Origin of the sequence: Cytobacillus sp. NCCP-133 (assembly GCF_026011715.1) — a bacterium.
In the GTDB taxonomy this organism is placed as follows: Bacteria; Bacillota; Bacilli; order Bacillales; family Cytobacillaceae; genus Cytobacillus.
On the sequence record NZ_BRVM01000009.1, the window covers coordinates 1 to 21,696 of the forward strand.

The 21,696-nt window shown below is 41.6% G+C and carries 22 protein-coding genes; all 22 read right to left on the bottom strand.

Features of this window, described 5'->3' with window-relative positions; genetic code table 11:
* Positions 1 to 111: 111 nt before the first annotated feature.
* The gene (locus NCCP133_RS11805) at positions 112 to 345 is read right to left on the bottom strand and encodes a hypothetical protein (protein ID WP_264805197.1); all 234 of its coding nucleotides are present in this window, start codon (positions 343 to 345) and stop codon (positions 112 to 114) included.
* Between the two features lie 177 nt (positions 346 to 522).
* Entirely contained in the window at positions 523 to 867 is a 345-nt protein-coding gene (locus NCCP133_RS11810; protein WP_264805198.1) for a hypothetical protein, read from the bottom strand.
* Positions 867 to 1,262, bottom strand: coding sequence for a flagellar export chaperone FliS (gene fliS / locus NCCP133_RS11815; protein WP_264805199.1), 396 nt, complete (start codon positions 1,260 to 1,262; stop codon positions 867 to 869). Before fliS (NCCP133_RS11815) ends, NCCP133_RS11810 begins: the two co-directional genes overlap by 1 nt.
* Before the next feature lie 17 nt (positions 1,263 to 1,279).
* Entirely contained in the window at positions 1,280 to 3,457 is a 2,178-nt protein-coding gene (gene fliD / locus NCCP133_RS11820) for a flagellar filament capping protein FliD (protein WP_264805200.1), read from the bottom strand.
* A 122-nt stretch (positions 3,458 to 3,579) separates the two neighbouring features.
* A complete protein-coding gene (flaG, locus tag NCCP133_RS11825; RefSeq protein ID WP_264805202.1) occupies positions 3,580 to 3,936 on the bottom strand; it encodes a flagellar protein FlaG in 357 nt (118 codons plus the stop codon).
* Between the two features lie 397 nt (positions 3,937 to 4,333).
* Positions 4,334 to 4,534: a YjfB family protein gene (locus tag NCCP133_RS11830; protein WP_264805203.1), complete on the bottom strand. Its 201-nt coding sequence runs from the start codon at positions 4,532 to 4,534 to the stop codon at positions 4,334 to 4,336.
* Between the two features lie 26 nt (positions 4,535 to 4,560).
* The gene (locus NCCP133_RS11835) at positions 4,561 to 4,929 is read right to left on the bottom strand and encodes a hypothetical protein (RefSeq protein ID WP_264805204.1); all 369 of its coding nucleotides are present in this window, start codon (positions 4,927 to 4,929) and stop codon (positions 4,561 to 4,563) included.
* Positions 4,930 to 5,025: 96 nt separating this feature from the next.
* Positions 5,026 to 5,154, bottom strand: a complete 129-nt coding sequence (locus tag NCCP133_RS11840) for a hypothetical protein (RefSeq protein WP_264805205.1) — start codon at positions 5,152 to 5,154, stop codon at positions 5,026 to 5,028.
* Positions 5,155 to 5,366: 212 nt separating this feature from the next.
* On the bottom strand, positions 5,367 to 7,358 hold the full coding sequence (locus tag NCCP133_RS21860; protein ID WP_309298060.1) for a flagellin N-terminal helical domain-containing protein: 1,992 nt from the start codon (positions 7,356 to 7,358) through the stop codon (positions 5,367 to 5,369).
* 134 nt (positions 7,359 to 7,492) lie between these two features.
* The gene (csrA, locus tag NCCP133_RS11855; RefSeq protein ID WP_264805207.1) at positions 7,493 to 7,720 is read right to left on the bottom strand and encodes a carbon storage regulator CsrA; all 228 of its coding nucleotides are present in this window, start codon (positions 7,718 to 7,720) and stop codon (positions 7,493 to 7,495) included.
* 1 nt (position 7,721) lies between these two features.
* The gene (gene fliW / locus NCCP133_RS11860) at positions 7,722 to 8,171 is read right to left on the bottom strand and encodes a flagellar assembly protein FliW (protein ID WP_264805209.1); all 450 of its coding nucleotides are present in this window, start codon (positions 8,169 to 8,171) and stop codon (positions 7,722 to 7,724) included.
* 16 nt (positions 8,172 to 8,187) lie between these two features.
* Positions 8,188 to 8,766, bottom strand: coding sequence for a DUF6470 family protein (locus NCCP133_RS11865; RefSeq protein ID WP_264805210.1), 579 nt, complete (start codon positions 8,764 to 8,766; stop codon positions 8,188 to 8,190).
* Positions 8,767 to 8,826: 60 nt separating this feature from the next.
* Positions 8,827 to 9,918: a flagellar hook-associated protein FlgL gene (gene flgL, locus NCCP133_RS11870; protein WP_264805212.1), complete on the bottom strand. Its 1,092-nt coding sequence runs from the start codon at positions 9,916 to 9,918 to the stop codon at positions 8,827 to 8,829.
* Positions 9,919 to 9,933: 15 nt separating this feature from the next.
* Positions 9,934 to 11,613, bottom strand: coding sequence for a flagellar hook-associated protein FlgK (gene flgK, locus NCCP133_RS11875; RefSeq protein ID WP_264805213.1), 1,680 nt, complete (start codon positions 11,611 to 11,613; stop codon positions 9,934 to 9,936).
* 15 nt (positions 11,614 to 11,628) lie between these two features.
* Positions 11,629 to 12,123, bottom strand: coding sequence for a flagellar protein FlgN (locus NCCP133_RS11880; RefSeq protein WP_264805214.1), 495 nt, complete (start codon positions 12,121 to 12,123; stop codon positions 11,629 to 11,631).
* Positions 12,124 to 12,147: 24 nt separating this feature from the next.
* Positions 12,148 to 12,405, bottom strand: coding sequence for a flagellar biosynthesis anti-sigma factor FlgM (gene flgM, locus NCCP133_RS11885; protein ID WP_264805215.1), 258 nt, complete (start codon positions 12,403 to 12,405; stop codon positions 12,148 to 12,150).
* A 168-nt stretch (positions 12,406 to 12,573) separates the two neighbouring features.
* A complete protein-coding gene (locus NCCP133_RS11890; protein WP_264805216.1) occupies positions 12,574 to 13,011 on the bottom strand; it encodes a YaaR family protein in 438 nt (145 codons plus the stop codon).
* A 93-nt stretch (positions 13,012 to 13,104) separates the two neighbouring features.
* A complete protein-coding gene (locus tag NCCP133_RS21865; RefSeq protein ID WP_309298061.1) occupies positions 13,105 to 15,762 on the bottom strand; it encodes a flagellin N-terminal helical domain-containing protein in 2,658 nt (885 codons plus the stop codon).
* Positions 15,763 to 15,777: 15 nt separating this feature from the next.
* The gene (gene fliS / locus NCCP133_RS11905) at positions 15,778 to 16,203 is read right to left on the bottom strand and encodes a flagellar export chaperone FliS (RefSeq protein WP_264805217.1); all 426 of its coding nucleotides are present in this window, start codon (positions 16,201 to 16,203) and stop codon (positions 15,778 to 15,780) included.
* A 57-nt stretch (positions 16,204 to 16,260) separates the two neighbouring features.
* Positions 16,261 to 16,560, bottom strand: coding sequence for an EscU/YscU/HrcU family type III secretion system export apparatus switch protein (locus tag NCCP133_RS11910; protein ID WP_264805218.1), 300 nt, complete (start codon positions 16,558 to 16,560; stop codon positions 16,261 to 16,263).
* Complete coding sequence (locus NCCP133_RS11915) at positions 16,557 to 21,116, bottom strand: hypothetical protein (protein ID WP_264805219.1); 4,560 nt, start codon at positions 21,114 to 21,116, stop codon at positions 16,557 to 16,559. Before NCCP133_RS11915 ends, NCCP133_RS11910 begins: the two co-directional genes overlap by 4 nt.
* Positions 21,117 to 21,261: 145 nt before the next feature.
* The gene (locus NCCP133_RS11920) at positions 21,262 to 21,690 is read right to left on the bottom strand and encodes a TIGR03826 family flagellar region protein (RefSeq protein WP_264805220.1); all 429 of its coding nucleotides are present in this window, start codon (positions 21,688 to 21,690) and stop codon (positions 21,262 to 21,264) included.
* Between the last annotated feature and the right edge of the window lie 6 nt (positions 21,691 to 21,696).

Here is a 21,696-nt window from a genome sequence, read left to right on the forward strand (position 1 = left end):
AGGTACTTCCATTTTACATTGAAAACGGTGGTCTTTTTTATGATTTTGATCTATTTACTACACTAGGCACCAACAAAAACACATTCGCCGCTTGCTCCAATCACAAAACTATTAATGAAAATTCATCTGCAGCTTTTGCTCTAACGAAATCACCTCTTCCTTCAATACAACTATTCGAAGGTTCAACGCTTCCCCTTCAAAATAGACAAGCTCGCAATTCAGTGCATACGCTGCTATCCTTTTCATCTCCTGAAGCTTCGCCTCAATCTCATCCAAAATGCGCGCACGCTCCATACTCCATAAAAGCTGCCCTTCAAGAAATCTTAACCTTTCGTGCTTGTCCAAGCAGATCCCTCCCTGTACTAATTCCCTCAAAAATACTTTCCTTCTTAAATATAACGTAATGGGCGGGAAGTGAAAAACGGGGAAAAAAACTTTATACTTTAGTGCTTTACAGATTGTGGGGTCAAGAATGTGGGGTCAGGCACTAGCTTTAGAGGGACATGATTCTGTCCCTCTTACTTAATTCTTCTTATCCAAAAACATTCCATCCTGCGGAGAAGTGTTATATGGATTTTCATATCTTATACTCTGATGCTTTTTAGCTTTTAATGAAACAATATCCCTCTTAATTTCGCCCATAACGTTTGATAGAAGAACATTTATTTTTTTATCATAAGAAAGGATCTCCTCACCCAGCCGTTTTTCTTCCTCTGTAAATGGAGGCTTAAAAAACTGAAGTGACTGCTGACGCTCTACTAGTAACGCATTGATTTGCCCGATTAGCTTATCTCGGTTTTCCTGCTTCGACTGCAGCAGGTTATAAAGTTTAGCGGTTTGCTGATGAACTTTTTGAACCACACTCATTAAGCTTTACCGTTTTGGACGCCTTTGCGGCTTTGCTGAATCATTTCTTTCCAGGCATCTCTGAATTCAACAAGGAAACCTTCCACTTCGACAAGCAGCTTGACATCGTTTTTGACATTCGCTTCGACAAGCTGGCGGAACATATAGTCATACATTCTCATTAAGTTATTGGATAGTTCAATGTCAGTATTTAATGTGATCATGAGCTCCTGAACAATGCTTTGCGTTTTCTGGATATTGGTGTTTTTCATCTCCATGTTTTGCTCTTCGATTCCCTGCTTAGCCAGCTTTATAAACTTAAGGGCCCCATTATAAAGCATAAGCGTCAATTCGGCAGGAGAAGCTTGGGTAACTGTATTTTCTTTATACGTTTTATATGGATTCGGTATAGCCATTTTATTCACTCCCGCTTTTACTGTTGTTGGAACACACCCAGCTGCTGCATCAGGTAAGATGATTGCTGGTTCATCTTTTGGACTGCCTGCTCCATGGCCGTGAACTGTTTGTAATATTGATCTTCATATTGTTTTAATCTGCTTTCAAAGCTTGTCATTCGTTCGTTTAAATCTTCGAGGTTTTTTCCTATCGTAAACTGGCTTTTTGTTTCGCTTCCCGCTGTATTTTCGATGTTTTGTATAGCAGTTGTCAGCGATTCACGCAGCCGTCTCGCAACCCCTTTTTGCGCGGACGTTGCACCATCTGCCGCAAAAATCTGATAAACAGCTTCAGGGTCTTCATTAATAGCTGCCTTTAATTTCTCTTCGTTGATTTCAAGCTTTCCTTTGTTGACATTATATAAATTGGTGGTGGTAATGCCGATGGCTGTCAACTGTTTATATTGATTTGCCCCTTTAAAATCAACTGAACCATAAAAATCCACACGCATTTTATCTAACACATTCATCAATGTCTGGTCCCGGCGAAGCAGGCCGCTTTTTGCCTTTTCTTCCCAGAGCTCGACTTCTTTTTCACTCATCGCTTCTTTTTGCTCGCTGTTGAGCGGAGTGAAATCACGGTAGCGGTCTTCACCAATTTTCTTATTAATCTTTTCAATTGTCTCATTGTATTTATCGATAAACCCTTTAATGTTTTCAAACACTCTTTCGGTGTCAGTGCTTGTACCAATTGTTACAGGAGATGCATCACCAAAGGTTTCTTTTAACGTAAAGGTAACACCATTAAGAGTAAAATCATTCGTATGACGGCCTGTGTCCAGTCCATTGATTGTGAACTTGGCATCTTCTCCGCCAGCTTCATTGCGCCCGTGAAGCTGCAAAATGTTTTTGAAGAAAGGATCGTTCATAAAATTCATTTCTGTGGTACGGGTGGCCAAAGTCCCGTCCGCATTATAGGCATTTGCATTGTAATCGCCTGTTTCCGTCCGGGTAAATGTAACTTTGTCAGCATATTCATCGTAAAAAGCTGTAACACCTAAATCCGATTTCGAGATTTTCGTTAAAATCGAATCAAATGAATCGCCAGCCTTATAATTAAATGTCTCGGTTACCTGTCCTTTTGAAGTATGCGAGGTCATTTTCGATTCGAACACAGAATAGCCGTATTCCGCTTCGATTTTTGTGCCTTCTGCCGGCTTGTCCGTAAAAATAATCTTACCACTAACTCCATCGAGAGTTACATTCCCATCATCACTCGAAAAAGTTCCATCCCCATTAGCAGTCAATTCTGCTGATGTATACGTCGTTTTGCCCGACTCGACCGCATTTCCGCTGGAATCTTTTTTCATGCTGCCATCTGCGTTTCGTTCATATGTCGTGACGGTAATTTTCACATTTTCTGTTCCGGTGATGCCAGGATGCTTTAGCTTGAACTCATTGCTCGAGCCTGCCGTAAAATTTTCCTTTTGCACATATTTATAAGAAAGGTCGAAACTGCTTCCGGCAGCCAATTGTTTTCCAAATGTCAGCTGGCCGGTCTCTTTGTTCACATATACCTGGTCTTCCGCAAGATTAGCCAGATCATCCGGATTTGTTGTGACCGAAAATGTATCACCAGCCGTTCCATCTGCCTTTTTCACCTGGATCACTGTATTGTCAATACTTTGAATGGTTCCCCCGGATAGGTCCTCTAGCTTTGCAGTTTTACTTGCTGCAGATAGTTTGACATTTTCCGTTATGCCATCTATGTCCGTCCTCTTCCAATTAAAATTGCCTATATCACCCGAAAACTTACCCTGCAAAGAGTAAATGCTGACCTTTGTGTCAATCTTCCCGCCGCTTCCGGAAATTGTATTTTCACTTGCATTCGTCGCCACAGTCGCAAGGCGCTCGACTTTATTAAATGTATAGGATGTGTTGCCTGCGGTTGAGTCTGCTTTTGCAGAAATTCTATTATCATTCGAAGAAGTGGCATTCTTCGCAAGGAAAGTTGTGCTTAAGCGCATTTTCAGCGTTTCTTCACGCAGTGAAAAAAGAAGTGTATTCATTTCACGGTAATTATCCCGCTTCCATTCCAATGTCTGCTTTTTCTGCGCCATTTTATCATATGGTACACGCTTTGCCCGTATCATGTCCTGGACGATGCTGTCAATGTCCATTCCAGTGGCCAGGCCGCTGATTCTTAATCCAGCCAATTGAGATCCTCCCTTTCATCATGGAGATTATCCTTTTCATCATATATCCTTTTTATCGGCAGGAAACTTCAGGTTTCAAGGTTTTCCGCAAAAGAAAAAGAAGAGTTTATCACCCTTCTCTCTCAAGCCTTTTTATCCATTAAAATACCTGTAAATTCAGTAATTCTTGCCATCAAGTCCAAAAATTCCTTTGGAGGGATTTCCTTTACGACTTCCTTTGTTTTCTGATCGACAACTTCGACATAATATCTGTCTGTTTCTTCATGAAGATTGAATTTTAATGAAGTTAAGTTTACTTCAAGGAGCTTGTTCATGCTGTCGACCTGTGTTTCTACTTTGTCTTTTGCTGGAAGAACGGATGCTTGGTCTTTCTCCTGCTCTCTTTTTTGAACTGTTTCATTCCCCGGCATACTTTCTGCTGACTTGCTTAGCTGTGTACTGACTGAAGGCTGGGCAGGGATTTTTTGTGTGATTTCCATTATTATTCCCTCCATAAATAACCCTTTTTTTTTATATCGTCAGTACAGTCTGTTTCTTTTAGAGCCTGTTCTTTTTAAGTTTTCGACAATTATTATCAATAAAATGATGTTTTTTCTATTCAATTTAGCCCGTTGATTTCCGCTGTGGGCACTTGCTTTCCGCGGGGAGGAACAGGAACCTCCTCGGCTTCGCCTGTGGGGTCTCCCGCTCCCTCTCCTCCCGCAGGACATTGAATAAGCTTCCTCGAATGAACACCGCACGAAGGAAATGCGTCAGCATTTTCGAGGATCAAGTGCCCTCCGCTCCAATCAACTCAGCATATTGAACTGAGTATATATAAGAAACAAACTAAAAAAAGGGCTAAAAAAAGCAACCTATCCCGGCTGCTCTTGTAAGTTACCCTTTGAAATCGATATTCCCCCCCAAATGCGGCTGGGCTATGTGCTGAAGGGCCGCGACATCTGCTGAGGCCATCATTTTGGTTAATCCATCAGCACCTTGCAGCGTCTGATCCATCGCTTGCTTCATGACTGAAAGAGAAGCCTGCTGCTGAACCTGGCCCTGACTGAGTGCCATGGAAAGTAGGGCAATGTCCATCCTAACACGTCCTTTTCTTTAATCGATTATGAAACTAAAAAAGGCTGGAATGCTTGCTCAAGTTCTGCTTTTAACTTTTTAAACTGGGGAACAAGCGTAAACTGAAGAACTTCCTGCACTTTCGCATCGTTCTTTTCCTCAAACACACTGACGACTAGCTCAGCTGCCTTGCTGACATCCGCTTGTCTAACCGGAATTGATTCATTGCCCAATTCACGAATGGCTGGTTCAATCGTTCTCCAAATAGTTGTGTACGCAAGCAGCACATCTTCAAACATGAGAATGGATTGCTCATGCTTTCCCTCCCCTATAAGCTTCTGGATATGCTGTAAACCTTCAAGAACCGTCTCAGCAAGTTCCTGAGACTTTTTCATCACTTCGATGTATTTTTCCATTATGTCGTCCTGCCTTTGTAAGATTTTCTATGTATCTTAAACTTAATATCGGTAGAAACTCAATGAAGTTTAGCATGATCAAATAGAAGAGTCCTATCAATCGAAGATGCAATGCTTCCCTTCAGAATATGAAAACTCGCCATCCAGCGCAACCTCCGCTATCCGTTTCATGTCCTGAAGCTTCGCCTCAATCTCATCCAAAACGCGGGCACGCTCCAGCTCCATAACAACTGATCCTCGAGGAATCTTAACCTTTCCTGATTCTCCTTGTCCATGCAGACTCCTCCTTGTACTAATATCAGAAAATATATGAAAACTGGGAAAGTGAACCACTATACTTTAGCGCTTTACAGATTGTGGGGTCAGGCACCAGCATTAAGGAAAGAAGGACTCCAACAATAATGCTGAAGTCCTTCTTATTAATTATATTGGTTTAATTATCCTAATAATTGTAGTACTGATTGTGGCTTTTGGTTAGCTTGAGCAAGCATAGCTTGAGAAGCTTGACCCAGGATGTTAGCACGAGTCATTTCCATTACTTCTTTAGCCATGTCTACGTCACGGATACGAGACTCAGCTGCTTGTAAGTTCTCAGAAGAGTTGCTTAAGTTAGAAATTGTGTGTTCTAAACGATTTTGGAATGCACCAAGGTTAGAACGTTGGCTAGAAATAGTCTCGATTGCATCATTAATAACACTAATTGCTGCTTGAGCCTTTTCATTGCTTGATACATCTAAAGCAAACTCAGTATTGGCAGAATCAGTACCATTTGTAACGTTAGCAATAGCAACAAAACTAGCTTCTGAACCATTACTAGCTTTTATAGTAGCACTTGCTTCATCGCCACTAATTTTTAAAGCTTTAGAACGCATATCATCAATTTCAATAGTCATACCTTGACCTGAGTTAGATCCAACTTGGAAAGTAGCTTGGAAATTGTCTTTTCCAAAATTATTTGTACTAATTTCTGGTCCTTCAATTGATTCTTCACCAGCTTTTTGTTCAAGGTACATTCTGCTACCTGAAATCGTAACATTATACTTGTCTTTTAAATCGCTGTTTGATTCAATTGCATTTTTAAGATTCAATGTTTGTTGCTCTAGTGAATCTGATTTTAGCATTGCTGTTCCATCGGCTAGTCCTGGGTCATTTAATTTATCAGTAACTTTGATATCTACTCCGTCAATAGTGTATTTCCCACCTACTGCAACCTCAGTTACATCAAATGCATATTGACCGGAAATAGCAGTGTTATTTGCTAACACAGCGTTTCCTACTACATCAGCTCCAGTACCAGTGTTTCCAGTAGCTTCACCTATTTTTTCAGTTAAACGAATCGTATCTCCGTCAACAGTTGCATCAAAACGCGTACCAAGAGCTGAATTAGCGTTAATAGCAGCTGCTAAACTAATTGCTTGCTCTTCAGGATTTGTCCCAATATTAAATTGACCATCGCTAGCATTAGCCCCATCAGCTACCGCAGTAAATGTTTCACCACCAATGGTAATTGTAGATCCAACTGCTTGAAATGCATCTTCAATTTTGTATTCATATGCACCACGTACTTCAGCAATACTGGCAGTACCTTGAGTAGTTCCAATGTCACCAGCACCAGTCAATGTATTGGATAATGTTGTTGCATTACCAGTAGCTTGACCTGTTTTTTCAGTTAAAATTACTGATCCTGCTGTAGTCGTAGTGTCTACACTATACCTTTCACTCAATTTATCGTTTGCTGCAATTGCTGCCCCCAAACTATTTGCTAAGTCTGTGGCATTTGCCCCTTTATTTACCTGTCCTAATGAAGCATCTGCACCACTGGCAACAATTGTAAATACTTCACCATCAACAGTAATTGTATCGTTAGCAGCAATTGCAGCATCCCAAGTCACTGCTAATGTTGCTTCCCCAGCTTGTTCTGCTACAGAACCTGTTATCGTAGACATCGCCGAAATAGAACCCGCTTGTGCTCCCGCAAGTCTCTCATTAACTGCAACTTCGTTAACTTCTCCGCCACCGTTTAGTAGTTTTTGTGTATTAAATTCAGTCGTATTACCAATACGGTTAATTTCAGAAGTTAAAGCATTCATTTCTTTCTGAATTTCTTTGCGGTCTACTTCTACGTTCGTATCGTTTGATGCTTGTGTAGCAAGCTCACGCATACGTTGAAGAATGTTATGAGTTTCTTGAAGCGCACCCTCAGCTGTTTGGATCATTGAGATACCATCTTGAGAGTTACGGCTTGCTTGGTCTAAACCACGAACTTGTGCACGCATTTTTTCAGAGATTGCTAGACCAGCAGCATCGTCTCCTGCACGGTTAATACGAAGTCCTGAAGATAGCTTCTCCATTGCCTTTGCACCTTGTGCATTGTTAGCGCCCATCTGACGGTAAGTATTCAACGCCGGAATATTGTTGTTAATAATCATTATTCATTTCCTCCTTGATTTCCATTTCCCCACATCCATGTGGTTCCAACAAAATAATCACAGCGGCCGTCTGCTTTTATTTTGTTTTACAATGATTATATCGGTCTTTTTTACTGGTTATTTAATAGATATTGTCATTTTTTTAATTGTTTTGTAAAACTTTCTAGAATGTTGATGGATAGCTCGGCTGCTTGCTTGTTTTCCTCCTGTATGGCGAGGTAGATTTCCTGGCGGTGGATGTCGATATTTTTTGGTGCATCTATGCCGATTTTGATTTGGTCGCCGTCGATGCTGAGGATTTTGATTGTGATATCATCCCCGATGCGGATGGCTTCGTTTGATTTTCTGGTTAGGACTAGCATGTTAGCGCCACTCCCCTACAGAGGATTTTTTCTGGAACAGTCCGTGTCTTGTGTGGTAATCAGCTTCGTTTAGGACGATTTGCTTTCCGAGTTTTTGCTTGCTGTTAATAATAACAGGGCCTTTTAGGTTGATGGTGGTTTGGTCGAACGGCTCTTTTACCGTCAGGATTCCGAAAATAACGACATCTTCTTTGTTTTCAATTTTCAATTTTTCAATAGCTGAATCTGATAACTCAATTTGATAATCCGGAAAAAAGGTGAATGGACTTGTGACTAAGAAAGCAACTGCTGGTGCAACGGTTGATTGAAGGACGAAGTAAGCTGAGTTTTCACCAAGTTCTAATAGGATAAATTTCTTTTCGTCTTCGAAGCTTGGAATGCCGTCTGCGAACGTGATGATGTTTTCCGGATTGATTTCTGTTTCTCCGTGATATTTCGTTTGTATGTTCATGGTTTCACCGTTCTTTCTATTTTTTATAATCGACATTTAAGCCGGGCATTGAAAAGGAGATGGAAGGTTTTTGCTGGAGATAAATTTTTGTGCTTCCTGTTCTCACCTTTATTTGCGGCTGGTTAGGATTTATTTGAATTTCTGCTCCTTTAGGAGCCGCGTTAACTTTAAATTCACCTGGGGTGTAGTGTATCTTTACTCTCGATGGTGAAGATGGGATAAAGCCGATATTAAATTCCCTCATTGGGTTTTCACTATTGGTTTTGGCAATCTGTTGGATAACTAAACCTTTGTTTTCGATTTTCATCATTTGGTCACCTTGACGTGCTGCTGTGGCCATTGCTTTTAACACCTGCTGCCTGCCTTTGGCCGCCCATTCCTGGATGTGCTGGCTGATTGGTTTTAATCCTGCATCTGCAAATGCTTCAGACTGGTCTATCTTTATTTCCGCATCTCTTTGGATATATTTCACATCCGCATGAGGCTGTCTGATTTTCATGTCCGCCATGGGCTGCTTCATTTCAATGGCAGTTGGGGTTTTCTGAATACCAATCTTCCCGCTGACGGCATTTATTTGTATCTGTGGCCATTTCAATCGTACCACTCCTTTTTTGATAGAAAAATAGCTATCTTACAGAGAAGATAGCTACTAAACTTATCGCAAGAAATCCATTAATGTTGGCTGAATGATTCGTGCTCCCACTGCAAGAGCTGCCCTGTGAATGGATTCTTGTATTTTCAGATCCGTTACCGCTTTTTCAAAATCAATGTCTTCATTTTCTGACATTGTTTTCTTGGCAATGGTGTCCTGTTGGCCCAATCGTTCCTGAATGAGTTCCACGCGGTTGTATCTGGCACCAAGGTCTGACCTTTCTGCTGTTACCTTATCAAAATGGTTTTCGATTTTATTAAGAAAGGCATTAATATCCGTTGCCTTATTGCTTGGTTCTTCAAGAGCCTTGATGAGGTCAGAAACATCTTTGAACATATCTGCTGAAAAGACAGTTTGCGGATCAATATTGACATTGATTTTAATGCCCTTCATTGCTTCAATTTCAAAATTTTCCTGGTTTGTTGAAATTGATTTCGCATCAGAAATAATGATCTCTTGTTCCTCAATTATGTCTCCATCAAGCGCTATTTGATCCGTATTATTATCAATTGTGATCTGATTATCACCATTTTTAAAGACAAATACATTGGAGCTTGTTTCATTATCAAACGAAAATTGCTTTCCGCCATGGTTGATCACAAAATTCCCGCCTGAATCTGCTGTGATATCCGCTGCCGTTTTGCCGATGTTCGCAATGTCTACCGGCTTTGTACTAGTGTTTGTGCCATTAAAAATATAGTTGTTATTAATCTTTGTATTTGCGAGTGCCTCCAGATGCTTTTGAAGTTCCTTAATTTCCTTCGCAATACCATTTCGCTGATCTGCCGTATAGGTTTCATTGGAAGCCTGGACAGTTAATTCTTTGATCCGGTGCAGTACTTGTGTTGTTTCATCAAGTGTTGCATCGGCATTATCCATCCAGCTGTACACTTCACCGAGATTCCGCTGAAACTGTTCTACCTCCACCACTTGAGATCGGTATTCCATCCCTTTAATTGCAATAACGGGATCCTGTGAAGGGCGGGTAATCTTCTTATTGGAGTTCACCTGATCAAGGATTTCACCGTATCGTTCATAATTATTGCTAATATAGGTAAGGTTATTTCGAATTAGCATATTTTGCGTAATACGCATTGTATTTCACCTGCCTTATCTGCCGACTAAGCCCATGCTATTAATAATTTTATCCAGCATTTCATCAACCATGGTAATATTCCGGGCTGCCGCATTATAGGCATGCTGGAATTTGATCATATTGGTCATTTCTTCATCAAGCGAAACAGAGGATACCGATTCCCGTCTTGTAAGCGCAGATTCAGCAAGCACCTGCGTATTTTTTGTCATTTGATTGGCCTGTGATGCTTTCACACCCATGTCTCCGATAATGGATTGATAAAAGCTTGTGACAGTAGAAGTGGCTCCACCGTATTCTAAGACTGCATCTTTCACATTTGCAAGTGCTCCTGCATTTGATCCGCTTCCTGCAAAGGCCTGGTCTGCTGGAATGATTCCATTTTCATCAGCAGCTGAGGAAGCTGCAATATGGTCGGTACTTTCCAAGATGTCCTTTGAAATTATTAATCCTTTTGCTGCACCTGACGGATCTAAATTTGTTGGTGCTGACTCACCTTCAAAAGCGAAGAAATCCTTCCCATCTTTTATTCCAGTTTCTAATTCTTTCGTACTCCAGCCAGTCCGGTGAATATCATTGAATTTCTGTGCAAAAGTAAAAGCCATTTCATCCAGCTTTTTCATCATATCCGGATAAAGACCTTTTGTTGTTCCATCATCGGATTTATACCCGTAGGATTCGATATGAGAAATCAAACTCCCGCTTGAACTATTTTTAAATTTTTCAAAGCTGCTTAAGGAATTAACGGCATTAGCAGGATCAGATGGGTCAAGTTCAAAGCCATCAAAACCTCCGCCATCTTGATGGAGCTTCAAAATTGCTATTTTGCTAACTGGATTATCGGACTGAGATGAATCATAATGAATACTAAAGCCGTAAGATTCTTTAGTTGTACCGTCAACTAGTTTGATAGGGTTTCCAGCGTCATCTTTAAGAACATTCCCATTATTGTCAGCCAAATAGATGTTAAACTTACCCTCTGCACCCGCATCTGCCAAACTACCGGATGGCTTAGCCTCTATTTTTATATTCATGTAGGTCGATAACTCATCTAATAATAGATCTCTTTTATCATATAAATCGTTAGGCAGATAACCATGAACTTCTGTGTCACCAATCTGCCCGTTCACATCATTAATCTGCTTAATAATGGAATTAACCGCCTTTTGAGTGACATCTATTTCGGTTTTATAATTTTCTTTTATGGCGGACAAACTGCTGCTCAGATAATTGAACGTATCAGCGACTGCCTGCCCCCGCTGGCGGACGACCGAGCGCGTCCCAGAATCTTGAGGTGTAACAGATAAGTCCTGAAGGGATTTCCAGAACTGATCCATTGTATTGGCAAGCCCCTGCTCTGTCGGCTCGTTCATAATGGTTTCCATTGAACTTAACGCCTGACTCTTCGCACTCCAATACCCTAGCTTATTATTCTCTCCGCGGAATTGGTTATCGATAAAGCTGTCCCTCATTCGTTGAATGGATCCTGCCTGAACACCTGTCCCCATTTGTCCTGGAATCTGCGGACGATTTAATGATGGAGCAGGATAAGGTTCGGTTTGGGAAAAATTAACCCTTTGTCTTGAGTAGCCTGGTGTATTGGCATTGGCAATATTATGTCCCGTGGTATATAAAGCTGCCTGTTGAGTGGACATGCCTCTTTTGGCAATCTCTAATCCATGAAAAGTAGAAGCCATGAATGTCTCCCCCGCTTATGCTTTCGAATCAAATATAGAGCGTTTGTCTTCACTAAGATCCTGCAAATGATTCGGAGGTTCATAATTAAAGGAATCGATTGCGGGCAAAAGCATATCCAGTGACATATTGACAAACTGTAATGATTGCTCTAACAATTGCTGATTTAGATTATTTTGCTGTTTTAATAAATTGACTTGTCCTGTTAAATCGTTTTTTAAATCAATAAGAGTCTGCTTTTCCTCGATAGAAGAATGCATGATGGAATCACTTAATGAGGGGGTTTCTACTGTCATTCCCTTTTTTAAGAGAAACTGCTTGGCATCGTCCATTAAAAGCTTTTCCCATTTGGTGATCCCTGTGATATGCTTTTGTTCTTCATTTATCAGCACATTTAAAGAATCTGCATTGCCCTTTTTAATCACTTCTGTTTTTTTCAAAGCAATTTGATTCAGACTTTTATATAGAAGCAATAAATTTTGAAGTGTTTTAATCATTTTTTCAGCAGACAAGGATGGTCCTCTCCATTCTGAACATTACTTATTCCAGAACTCATACATTTTTTTTGCAACTTCTTTTGCGTTAATTTCATACTTCCCTGATTGAACTTCTTCTTTTAGCTTCTCCACTTTTTGCTGGCGTTCCATTTCAAGCGGATTCCCTTTTTGAAGATTTAAGGCTTCTGAAGAAATTTCAATCTTATCTCTCTTAGTAACGTTTTGAGCTTTTTCCATTTTGTCCATTTGCTTATTGTACGGATTCATATTGGTGCGGCCGATGTTGTTAATCTTCATTCCCATCACCTCACTTGATTTATAAAATTATATTGTGTATCCTGCGTTCATTCTGTCGCTCTTTTCTTATATCGGTAAACTCTTTTAAAAAGTAAAGAAAAAGTTACAACTTTTTGAAGGCTTCCCTTAAATGAGAAAAAACTACTAGTCCAATCACTAGTAGCAGTCTTATGTGTATATATTGATTAAAAGACCTTTGATTTCCCCAATTTGATTCAAAATGTCGATGCCTTTTTTTTCTTTATCTAGAACGAAGTTGGTTAAGTCAATCAGCTTACGGTCTACCTCTTTGACAATTTTATATATCTTTGTTCTGCCGCGTCGGTTGAATCCGCGCTGTTCTTCAAGCTGTAAGCCGTTTTGAACAGCTTCTTCCATAAACTTTTTTACAAGCTTTTTATATTTCCGCAGCTCATCTACTGTTCGGTTTTCAGAAAGAGTTTTTCCCTGGTCTTCAATTTCCTGAACCATTTTTGTGAATTTATCATATAGCACTTGCTGGCGTCCTTTGGACATAACCTCTTGAAAAGAGATGCTCTCAGCTGGGACATTTTGTTTGCTCTGAATTTGATCAAGGCCAGCTTTACCGACTTTTTGAACGTCCATTTTCATGACCACCTTATGTTCCTGTGTACAATTATTTTAACACATTCTTGACAAAAAAGAGAGATGCGCCATAGTGGCACACCCCCAAAATGATTAACCTTGAAGCAGCTGCAGAACGCCCTGCGGCAATTGGTTTGCCTGGGCTAGCATCGCTTGAGCGGACTGGTTAAGAATATTATTTTTCGTAAAAGAAGTCATTTCAAGAGCCATATCAGCATCGCGAATACGAGATTCTGAAGATGATAGATTTTCATGAGTAACTTTCAAGTTGTTAATTGTATGCTCCAGACGGTTTTGAAGAGCACCAAGAGAAGCACGCTCTCCATTCACTCTTTCGATCGCTGTGTCAAACAGCTTGATCGCAGCAGAAGCTTTATCATGAGAAGTAACATCGATAGAATATTCCACCGCTCCATCATTCAGGCCATTGGTCACATTTTTGATCACGTTGAAAGCAGCACCATCGATCAGATCACCATTGATATCGACAATCTTTGTTCTAGGGTCTGTCGTGGAGATTCCTAGTTTTGGTGAACGAATATCGTTTAGTTCCACTGTCATGATTTGTGACTGGTTCGGTCCGATTTGCAGGTTGGACTTGAACACATCACCGTCTCCTGCATTGGATAGCATGATTTGCGGAAGGACAGCAGATTCATGGGCTGGTCTTTGCTTAAGGACGACTTCATTTCCAGTTCCTTCAACAAAGTATTTAGCTCCTAATACAGGGTTTCTTTCGATTGCATTTCTTAGATTATTAGCCTGTTCAGATAGGATATCACTGTGGCGCATGGCCGATCCTGTATTGACTTCATCATTATATTTAGTTGAGTCATTGACAACTTCGATTTCAATGCCGTCAATTGTGTAGGATTGACCAACTGTGGCACGTTCGATGCTGAAGCTAAATTCGCCTGGGATGGCTGCTACGAGATCAGTTTCTGGTTTTGTTAATGGTGCAGTTTCAGCTCCAAAACTCTTCTCTTCTAAAGTTATTCTTGAACCTGCAATTGAAACATTATAAGTCGAACCGAGTGAAGATGCTGAAATGGCTTGCATTAGACTATTTGCCTGGTCACGGGCATTCCCATCAACACTAAACTCACCTGCTGAGGATGAAGCTGCTCCAGTAACACCTTTTAACGTTTCTCCCCCTAAGTAAATTACTTCATTTTCTCTAAAGATATTTGTAATGTCGATTTCATATTTAGCTTTAATAGTAGAACCATTAGCTTCAGCTATTTGATTGAAGTAAAGGGTACCTTCTGTATTTCCTACTCTTCCGACCTGTGGATCTACTCCAGTTGCTTGCCCTGTTTTTTCTGTAAGCGTTATTTTATTGTCTACAACGCTAGCATCAAATCTACCATTTAAATCAGCATTTGCCTGAATAGCTGCTTTTATATTTGATGCTTGTTCAGATAGGGTATTTCCTACTTGAACTTGTCCAGTTTCGTTGCCGAATGTCAGGCTTTCACCAGCGATTTCGATTTGTTCGCCTTGGATGAACATTTCGGAAATTTCTATTGAATATTTCCCTGGCTGTTCTACAACTCCATTTGTAATTCCAGGATCAGCAAGAGGAGTACCAGTAATTCCATTCGCGTCCTCTACTAACTGAATAGTAGCTCCAGTTACAGATCCACCACTTGGAAAACGAGCATCTGCTGTCTGTATTTTCGCCAAGAGAGCTGTTGCCTGTAGTTCTTTTGTATTGTTTGCCGCAATATCAATTTCATTGGCACCCGTACCACCTGCAGTGAACGTATATTCATTACCATTGACTGTTATTACTTCTCCTTCAGTGAACTTTTTGTTGATTGTGAAGGAATACATACCTTGCTGTTCTGTGACTCCATTGTTATCTAACGTTATTGTAGGGGCTGGTGTAACAGAACCTCCAACTTCTAAATTGTTGCCTTGAGCACCTGCAAATGCTTTTCCAGTTTTTGCTTTTATGGTTATTGTGCCATCACCGTTTCCTGTTGCTTCCCAATCCGTATTGAATGGCGCATTCCCATTTAGATAGGAAGCAATTGCGTCACCATCTGTTCCAGCTGCACCTGCACCAGTAAATTCGTTTCCTTCTGTTAATGTAACATCCGGAGTATTATCTCCGTCAAAATCTAATATGAACGTATCACCTGAACTATTAGTGTATGCTGGTACAGTTATTGTATATTCTGCAAGCTTTTCTTGAGTACTAGTCTGGTCAGGTGTAACCGCCGAGACCTGTCCGCCGCCCTCAATACTTGTAGTAAGTGTTTCAAACTTTACTTCCCCAGTAGCCAAAGCTACCCCAGCCTTATCAACTTCAGGTGCAATTTTAGTGGCCCCGCCATTAAGAAGCTTTTTGCTGTTAAATTCAGTAGCATTACCGATACGGTTAATTTCCGAAGTTAGCTGATCGATTTCTTTTTGGATTTCTTTACGGTCTGTTTCTGTATTCGTGTCGTTTGCCGCCTGTACAGCAAGTTCACGCATACGGTGAAGCATGCTATGTACTTCTGTTAGAGCACCTTCTGCCGTTTGGATTAGGGAGATTCCGTCTAGAGAGTTTCTCTCTGCCATTTGCAGACCGCGGATTTGGGCACGCATTTTTTCTGAGATCGCTAGACCCGCTGCATCATCTGCTGCACGGTTGATGCGCATACCGGAAGATAATCTCTCTAGATTGCGCGAAGTGTTCATTTGATTGGATGAAAGATTACGGTATGCATTTAGTGCTTGAATATTATTATTAATTCTCATAATTTGTTATCCCCTTTAGTTCATTGTAAGAATATGTTTTTCATATGCTAAGTTCTTTTGACGGACTGTGTTAGGCAGAACACTGGTCTTATTTTTCAATGCTTCATTCCAGGACGTGCTTAGTTCTGTTATAATTTTCAGCACCTCTACTACCGCTGAAACATCTTTCTTTATATTGGCTTCAATCAGCTTTTCTGACATGTAATCATATAGGGCATCAAGCTGATCCGCGATGATGCCGGCTTCATAGTTAATACCCGCATCCAAACGATAGAGAATATCATTTGATTTTTTTAATAATTTATTTGAAGTAAAATAATCTTTCTTTTTTAGAGCTGAGATAGCTCCTTCCAAATTATCAATACATGCTTCATAAAGCATGGATGTAATTTCCTGCGGCGATTTCTTATAAATCAGCTCATCAGTCAAGAAGTCGGTCACTTATGTGCACCTCCAAATGATTTAACTATTTATCTTATCGGACTTTTTTCAATGTATTTAATAGTTTTTTTCCATTTCTTCTATTAATAATAAAATCTCTGCCATAACCGAGTAGAGCTGAGGGGGGATATTATCTCCCAAATCCATATCGAGGAGGTTTGCCACCAGATTTGAATCCTCCTGCATATGGATATTGTTCTGTTTTGCCAAAGCTATAATTTGTTGGGCTACCTGCCCTTTTCCCTGTGCAACAATGGTGGGTGATTTCCCTGTTTCTTCATCGTATTTGATGACAGCTGCGGACGGACCGTTTAGCTCCCTACGCTTTTTTTGATTATAGTAAGTGGATACCATCATATTTTGAAGTCCATTCCTTTCTCGGTAAAGACAGGTCTTAGTGGTTTTTGGTCGTTCTCGTGAGCCTGTCCCCCTTGATCCGGTGCCAGCTTCGGCTGAGGGGCACTCATCCTAGTAAAATTAATGCTGCTGACGTTATAGCCGACCTCCTGGAGCTTTTCCTTTGTGAAGCCTGCTAATGGCTCCATTTTTTCCTTAAAGCCAGGAAGGTCATTTTTTATCGTGATAGACAAGTTACGGTCTGTCGAATTAAGCAGAATGCCGACATCTCCGAGTTTTTTGGTTTCTAATAAGAAATAGAGGTTGCAGTTTTCCCAGTCCACTTGCTGACCTTCGTTTTTAGAATTAACGAACACTTGCAGGTTTTCTGGTTTTCCGCCTAACAGCATGGGCAGATTAAAAAACATGCTCTGCAGTGTTCCGCTGGCATCTGATTTGCTTAAAAGCTGCTGGCCCATTAAGTTTGTGAGTGCCTGCTCTGCCTGTTGGGCGATTTTAGAATTCGTCTCCTGTCCTTCTCCGTAGGCAAGCTTCATGAGAGCAGCCTTAAAATTTTGCTTTTGCTCCAGCTGGGCTTGATCGTTTTTATTGAATACAAGAGAGTTTGCTATATCCCTATCGTAGTTTAGCCCCATGGATTTTACCATCTCAAACATTTGTCTGGCAGATGGCTCACCGCTTAAATATCCGCTCGCAGTTTCATTGAATTGCTTAATCACATGCTGGGCAGCTGGCTGTTTCTCGAGCATCATACTTTCCTTCGCCACAAAATGAACCACTTTTTGCTCAGACGGTTTGAAGATGACTTTATCTATTAGTGTCTTTACTTCACTGACAATTTTCCCGGCCAGTGCGTGGTCGCCTTTTGCCAGCAGTTTTTTGGCTTCCGCCAGCTGGGAGCTTGCCTGCATCAGCTGTTTTTCAGTTTTCATATCCGTGAAAAGCATCATTTCACTTTTTAAAATGGCATTGTCCAGCTTGCTAATGGCTGTTTCCAGCATCTGTTTTGCCTGAGGGTAAGCATTTTTCTTAAATGCGTTGATCAGATGCTCTACGTTATCCAAATTTCTGGTTATTTCACGCTTTAATTCGCGGAAATCATGGGTCGCCTGTGCAAGTTTTTGGGTTACCTTTGTAACAAGAATATCCTTTGACTGAATTCCCATTGATTGAAGCTGTTCATTAAGGTCGTACTGAAGGGCCTCTGCCGCAGGCTTGGCTTCCGTTGACATTTTAGGCTCTGATTTAGCTAAAGTTTGTTCAATATCTGAGAGTTCTTTCGCCATATGCTGACGCGCTCCCAGCTCACGGCCTTTCTCCTGAAGCTGTGCAGCATGGCTGATGGCTTTTTCTGCTTTATCAACGGTGCTCATATTCATGCCGGGATTGCTTGTTATTTCTTTACGGACAAGGTCCAATGCCCGTGCCAAATCCGGCTCTTTCTGGAATTGCTTTATTAATTGCTTAATTGCTTCAGATGGCAGTCTTTCTGCTTTTTGCTCATTCATTCCTGAGCCCTGAGCCAGGCTATTCTTTTGGTTTTTATTCATAAGCTGTTCACTGTCTGCGGCAGTGTTTTCTGCTAGATTCCCTGTTTGCTTTAAAGCCGCTTCTGCCTGCTGCAGTACTTTAATAATCCTGTCACGGCCCGCCTGATCTAATTGACCTGTTTGTTTTGCAAGTTTTTCAATCTCTTTCGCTATAGAAGGATCAATTTGTTTATTATTTAAAAGCTGTTCCTGGACTTTTTGCAGCACTTGTTTTGTATTCGCTTCAGTCTGTATTTGCTCACGCACCTGTTTGATTGTTTCTCTTAGCGGAACTTCATCTTTAGCTCCCTGGACTTCCAGGCTTTTTAAATCTGCCTCAGCTTTAGTTAAAGACTTTTCAAGAACTTCTCGCCCGGCTGATTCCCTGCCGATCCGCTGAAGGAGATCTGCCTCGTTTAGTGCTTTTTCTACATTTCTGGCAGTTTCATTATCTATTGAAGGGTTGTTTACTATTTGGCTTCGGACTTTTTCAATAGCGCGCTGAAGATCAGGTTCGTTTTGTATTTGTGTTTTTACTTCTTTTACCGCTTCGCTTGGACGCTGTTCAGGAACATTTCTATCAGGCTGCACCGGCTGGCGGGCCTCGATTTGTTTGAATTCCGTTTCCGCCTTCGTTAAGGCTTGCTGGAGACGCTCCCGGCCTGCTGTCTCCTGGCCTATCTGCTGGAGGCGCACTGCTTCGCTTAATGCCTGCTCCACTTTTTGAGATACTCCTCGGTCCATCCTCGGATGCTGGACTACCTGTTCACGGACTTTTTCTACTGCACGCTGAAGATTCGGCTCGTTTTGAACCTCGGCTTTTACCTGCTTGACCGCTTCACTTGGGCGCTGCTCTGGAATCTTCTGCTCTGCCTGCACCGGCTGGCGCGCCTCGATTTGTTTGAGTTCAGCTTCTGCTTTCGTTAACGCTTGCTGGATACGCTCGCGGCCCGCTGTCTCCTGGCCCATTTGCTGAAGGCGCACTGTTTCGTTTAATGCTTTCTCCACTTTTTGCGCCACTTCCCGGTCCATTCTTGGATGCTGGACAACTTGTTCACGGACTTTCTCCACGGCCCGCTGCAGATTCGGTTCGTTCTGGATCTCCGCTTTTACTTGCTTCACGGCTTCGCTTGGGCGCTGTTCTCCAATGTTCCGCTCAGCCTGAACTGGCTGACGGGATTCAATTTGTTTCAGTTCCGTTTCTGCTTTTGTTAAGGCTTGATGCAGACGCTCACGGCCGGCTGACTCCTGCCCAGTCTGCTGTAACCGAACTGCTTCATTTAACGCTTTCTCCACTTTTTGCGCCACTTCTCGGTCCATTCTTGGATGCTGGACAACCTGTTCACGGACTTTCTCCACGGCACGCTGGAGATTCGGTTCGTTTTGGACCTCCGCTTTTACTTTATTCACGGCTTCGCTTGGGCGCTGTTCCTGGATATTCCGCTCATATTGCACCGGCTGGCGTGCCTCTAGTTGTTTTATTTCGGTTTCTGCTTTTGTTAAGGCTTGCTGGAGACGTTCTCTGCCTGCCGATTCCTGTCCATTTTGCTGAAGTCGCACTGTTTCGTTTAACGCTTTTTCTATCTTTTGCGCTACTTCTCGGTCCATTTGCGGGTGCTGGACAACTTGCTCATGCACTTTCTCTACTGCCCGCTGAAGATTCGGTTCGTTTTGGACCTCGACTTTTGCTTGCTTGATCACTTCTATCGGTCGCTGCTCCGCATGATTTCTCTCAGTCTGCACAGGCTGGCGTGCCTCGATTTGTTTTATTTCAGTTTCCGCCTTCGTTAAAGCTTCAGTCATAACCTCCTTTGCCGCTGTTATCCTGCCCTGCCTTACTAAAGAGGTGGTTTCATTGACCGCCCGTATTAACATATCTGAAACTTCTTTTGCAATTTGCGGATTCTCTATTAAGCGATTTTTTACTAGTTCAATCGATCTTCGGATATCAGGACTTTTTGCCGCTTCATCTTTTACCGCTCTTATGATTTCTGCAGGTTTATCTTCTATTTTTGGCGTTATCCACTTTTCTTTCGCTTGAGTACTTGTCTGAACTGTCTGCTGTTCTCTTCTCAGAAGATGATCTTCTGTATTTTTTAGAGCTTGTGCTAGCCTTTCCCTGCCAATTGACTGAAGTTTCTCAGCTTCTGCTGCTGCTTTCACAATACCTTTGGCCATTTCCGGATCTAAAGCCGGATTGTTAATGACAGTTGATCTGGTTTGCTGAATGGCTTTTTTAAGATTTGGTTCACTAACCAAAGTCTCCCGGCTGCTTTGGATCAACTTGATTACGTCAGAAGAGCTTGCAGACTTCATTTTGTTCTCGCTATTGCCAGAGCTTTGTACATTCCGGTCTGGCGGAGAAAAACCATTCACAGCCGCATTTCTATTATTTTTATGAACAGTGTAATCTTGTTTTTGGACAGGCGTTTCAGCCTTTTCCAGCTTGAAATTTGGATCAATTTCTTTTGCTAGACTAGACAGAACTTCACTTAAGGGCTTTCCGTGAAGAGCTTCATGCACAGCGCGCAGCTGTGTGCCTGTTGCTTCAAGGCGCTTGTTGGCAAGCGCTTTAACCGTTTCAATTTTGGAGTCGATTGTTCCTTCCCCCTGATCAATGAACGCCTTTAAGTCTCTTACAATCTCTTTGGAAACCGGCGACCCCTTATCCAATAAGATTTGCAGTGCTTTTTTTAGCTCAGGCTTTTCATTTCCTGTTAGCCCTAGACTTTGCAGCACCTTCAATTCATTGGAGGGAGCTGCTGGGCTTTTTGAATTTTCAACTGCAAGGGTTTTGACGTTGACTGAACCATCATGTTCACCGGTAATCTGAACCGTTACCCGATCTGCGGAAGGGACCCCGCCTTCAAATTTTGCCTGAAACTCTTTTCCTCTTATATTAAGAACGGCCTCTGTGTCCGATAATCTCTCTTTAATTTGCGCACCGCTTACTTCCCCGGTTTTCAGATCCAAAGAAAGTTCAGCAGCTGGTGTATTATTAGGAATCTGGCTAGTAACTTGCATCATTTCCACTCCCGTACCTATAGCCTTATTACCTTATTTATCGGATTGATATGAACAATCTTAATCATTAGGATAAACAAAGATTCCTTTAGTAATTATTTCCTTAATCCCAAACAAAAAAGGACATCCCGAAAGATATCCTTTAGCGTCAAAACTTCTTATAATTTCCATCTACTACAAAATAGGTTCCTTGTTTTTCACGTTTCGCCGATTCCTTCCTGCGCTCTTCATCTGCTGTAAATTGCTGAAGATCTTTTTTGAGCTCCCCAGCACATTTCACGCAAATCTTCCCTTCCCTAATCCCTCTTCCGCATTTTTCACAAGGATAGCTAAGGTTCGGAAACTGCGCCAGCTTCAGCTTCCCATTTCGAATGAATTTCAGAATCAGCTCTTCTTCAATATCTGTAGCTTCCACCACTTGAAGGATTGTCGCCGTGCGGTTTTCGCGCTTGCGGATATATTGATAGACTGTTTCGTATGCCTGTTCTTCCTCTTTCCAGCAGTCCTGGCAAATGTCGCGGAATTGACTTTTGACAAAAATGGCATCGCACTTCGGGCAATTTGATAATTCAGCCATAGTAAG

Bases quoted from the DNA above. Each gene is read 5' to 3' on its own strand.
- NCCP133_RS21865 (WP_309298061.1), bottom strand. From the start codon at position 15,762: ATGAGAATTAATAATAATATTCAAGCACTAAATGCATACCGTAATCTT.
- NCCP133_RS11830 (WP_264805203.1), bottom strand. From the start codon at position 4,534: ATGGACATTGCCCTACTTTCCATGGCACTCAGTCAGGGCCAGGTTCAG.
- fliS (WP_264805199.1), bottom strand. From the start codon at position 1,262: ATGGCTATACCGAATCCATATAAAACGTATAAAGAAAATACAGTTACC.
- NCCP133_RS11915 (WP_264805219.1), bottom strand. From the start codon at position 21,116: ATGATGCAAGTTACTAGCCAGATTCCTAATAATACACCAGCTGCTGAA.
- NCCP133_RS11835 (WP_264805204.1), bottom strand. From the start codon at position 4,929: ATGGAAAAATACATCGAAGTGATGAAAAAGTCTCAGGAACTTGCTGAG.
- flgL (WP_264805212.1), bottom strand. From the start codon at position 9,918: ATGCGTATTACGCAAAATATGCTAATTCGAAATAACCTTACCTATATT.
- csrA (WP_264805207.1), bottom strand. From the start codon at position 7,720: ATGCTAGTCCTAACCAGAAAATCAAACGAAGCCATCCGCATCGGGGAT.
- flaG (WP_264805202.1), bottom strand. From the start codon at position 3,936: ATGGAAATCACACAAAAAATCCCTGCCCAGCCTTCAGTCAGTACACAG.
- NCCP133_RS11840 (WP_264805205.1), bottom strand. From the start codon at position 5,154: ATGGAGCTGGAGCGTGCCCGCGTTTTGGATGAGATTGAGGCGAAGCTT.
- fliW (WP_264805209.1), bottom strand. From the start codon at position 8,171: ATGAACATACAAACGAAATATCACGGAGAAACAGAAATCAATCCGGAA.
- NCCP133_RS11920 (WP_264805220.1), bottom strand. From the start codon at position 21,690: ATGGCTGAATTATCAAATTGCCCGAAGTGCGATGCCATTTTTGTCAAA.
- NCCP133_RS21860 (WP_309298060.1), bottom strand. From the start codon at position 7,358: ATGATTATTAACAACAATATTCCGGCGTTGAATACTTACCGTCAGATG.
- flgK (WP_264805213.1), bottom strand. From the start codon at position 11,613: ATGGCTTCTACTTTTCATGGATTAGAGATTGCCAAAAGAGGCATGTCC.
- flgM (WP_264805215.1), bottom strand. From the start codon at position 12,405: ATGAAGATTAACAACATCGGCCGCACCAATATGAATCCGTACAATAAG.
- NCCP133_RS11810 (WP_264805198.1), bottom strand. From the start codon at position 867: ATGAGTGTGGTTCAAAAAGTTCATCAGCAAACCGCTAAACTTTATAAC.
- NCCP133_RS11890 (WP_264805216.1), bottom strand. From the start codon at position 13,011: ATGGACGTTCAAAAAGTCGGTAAAGCTGGCCTTGATCAAATTCAGAGC.
- NCCP133_RS11910 (WP_264805218.1), bottom strand. From the start codon at position 16,560: ATGATGGTATCCACTTACTATAATCAAAAAAAGCGTAGGGAGCTAAAC.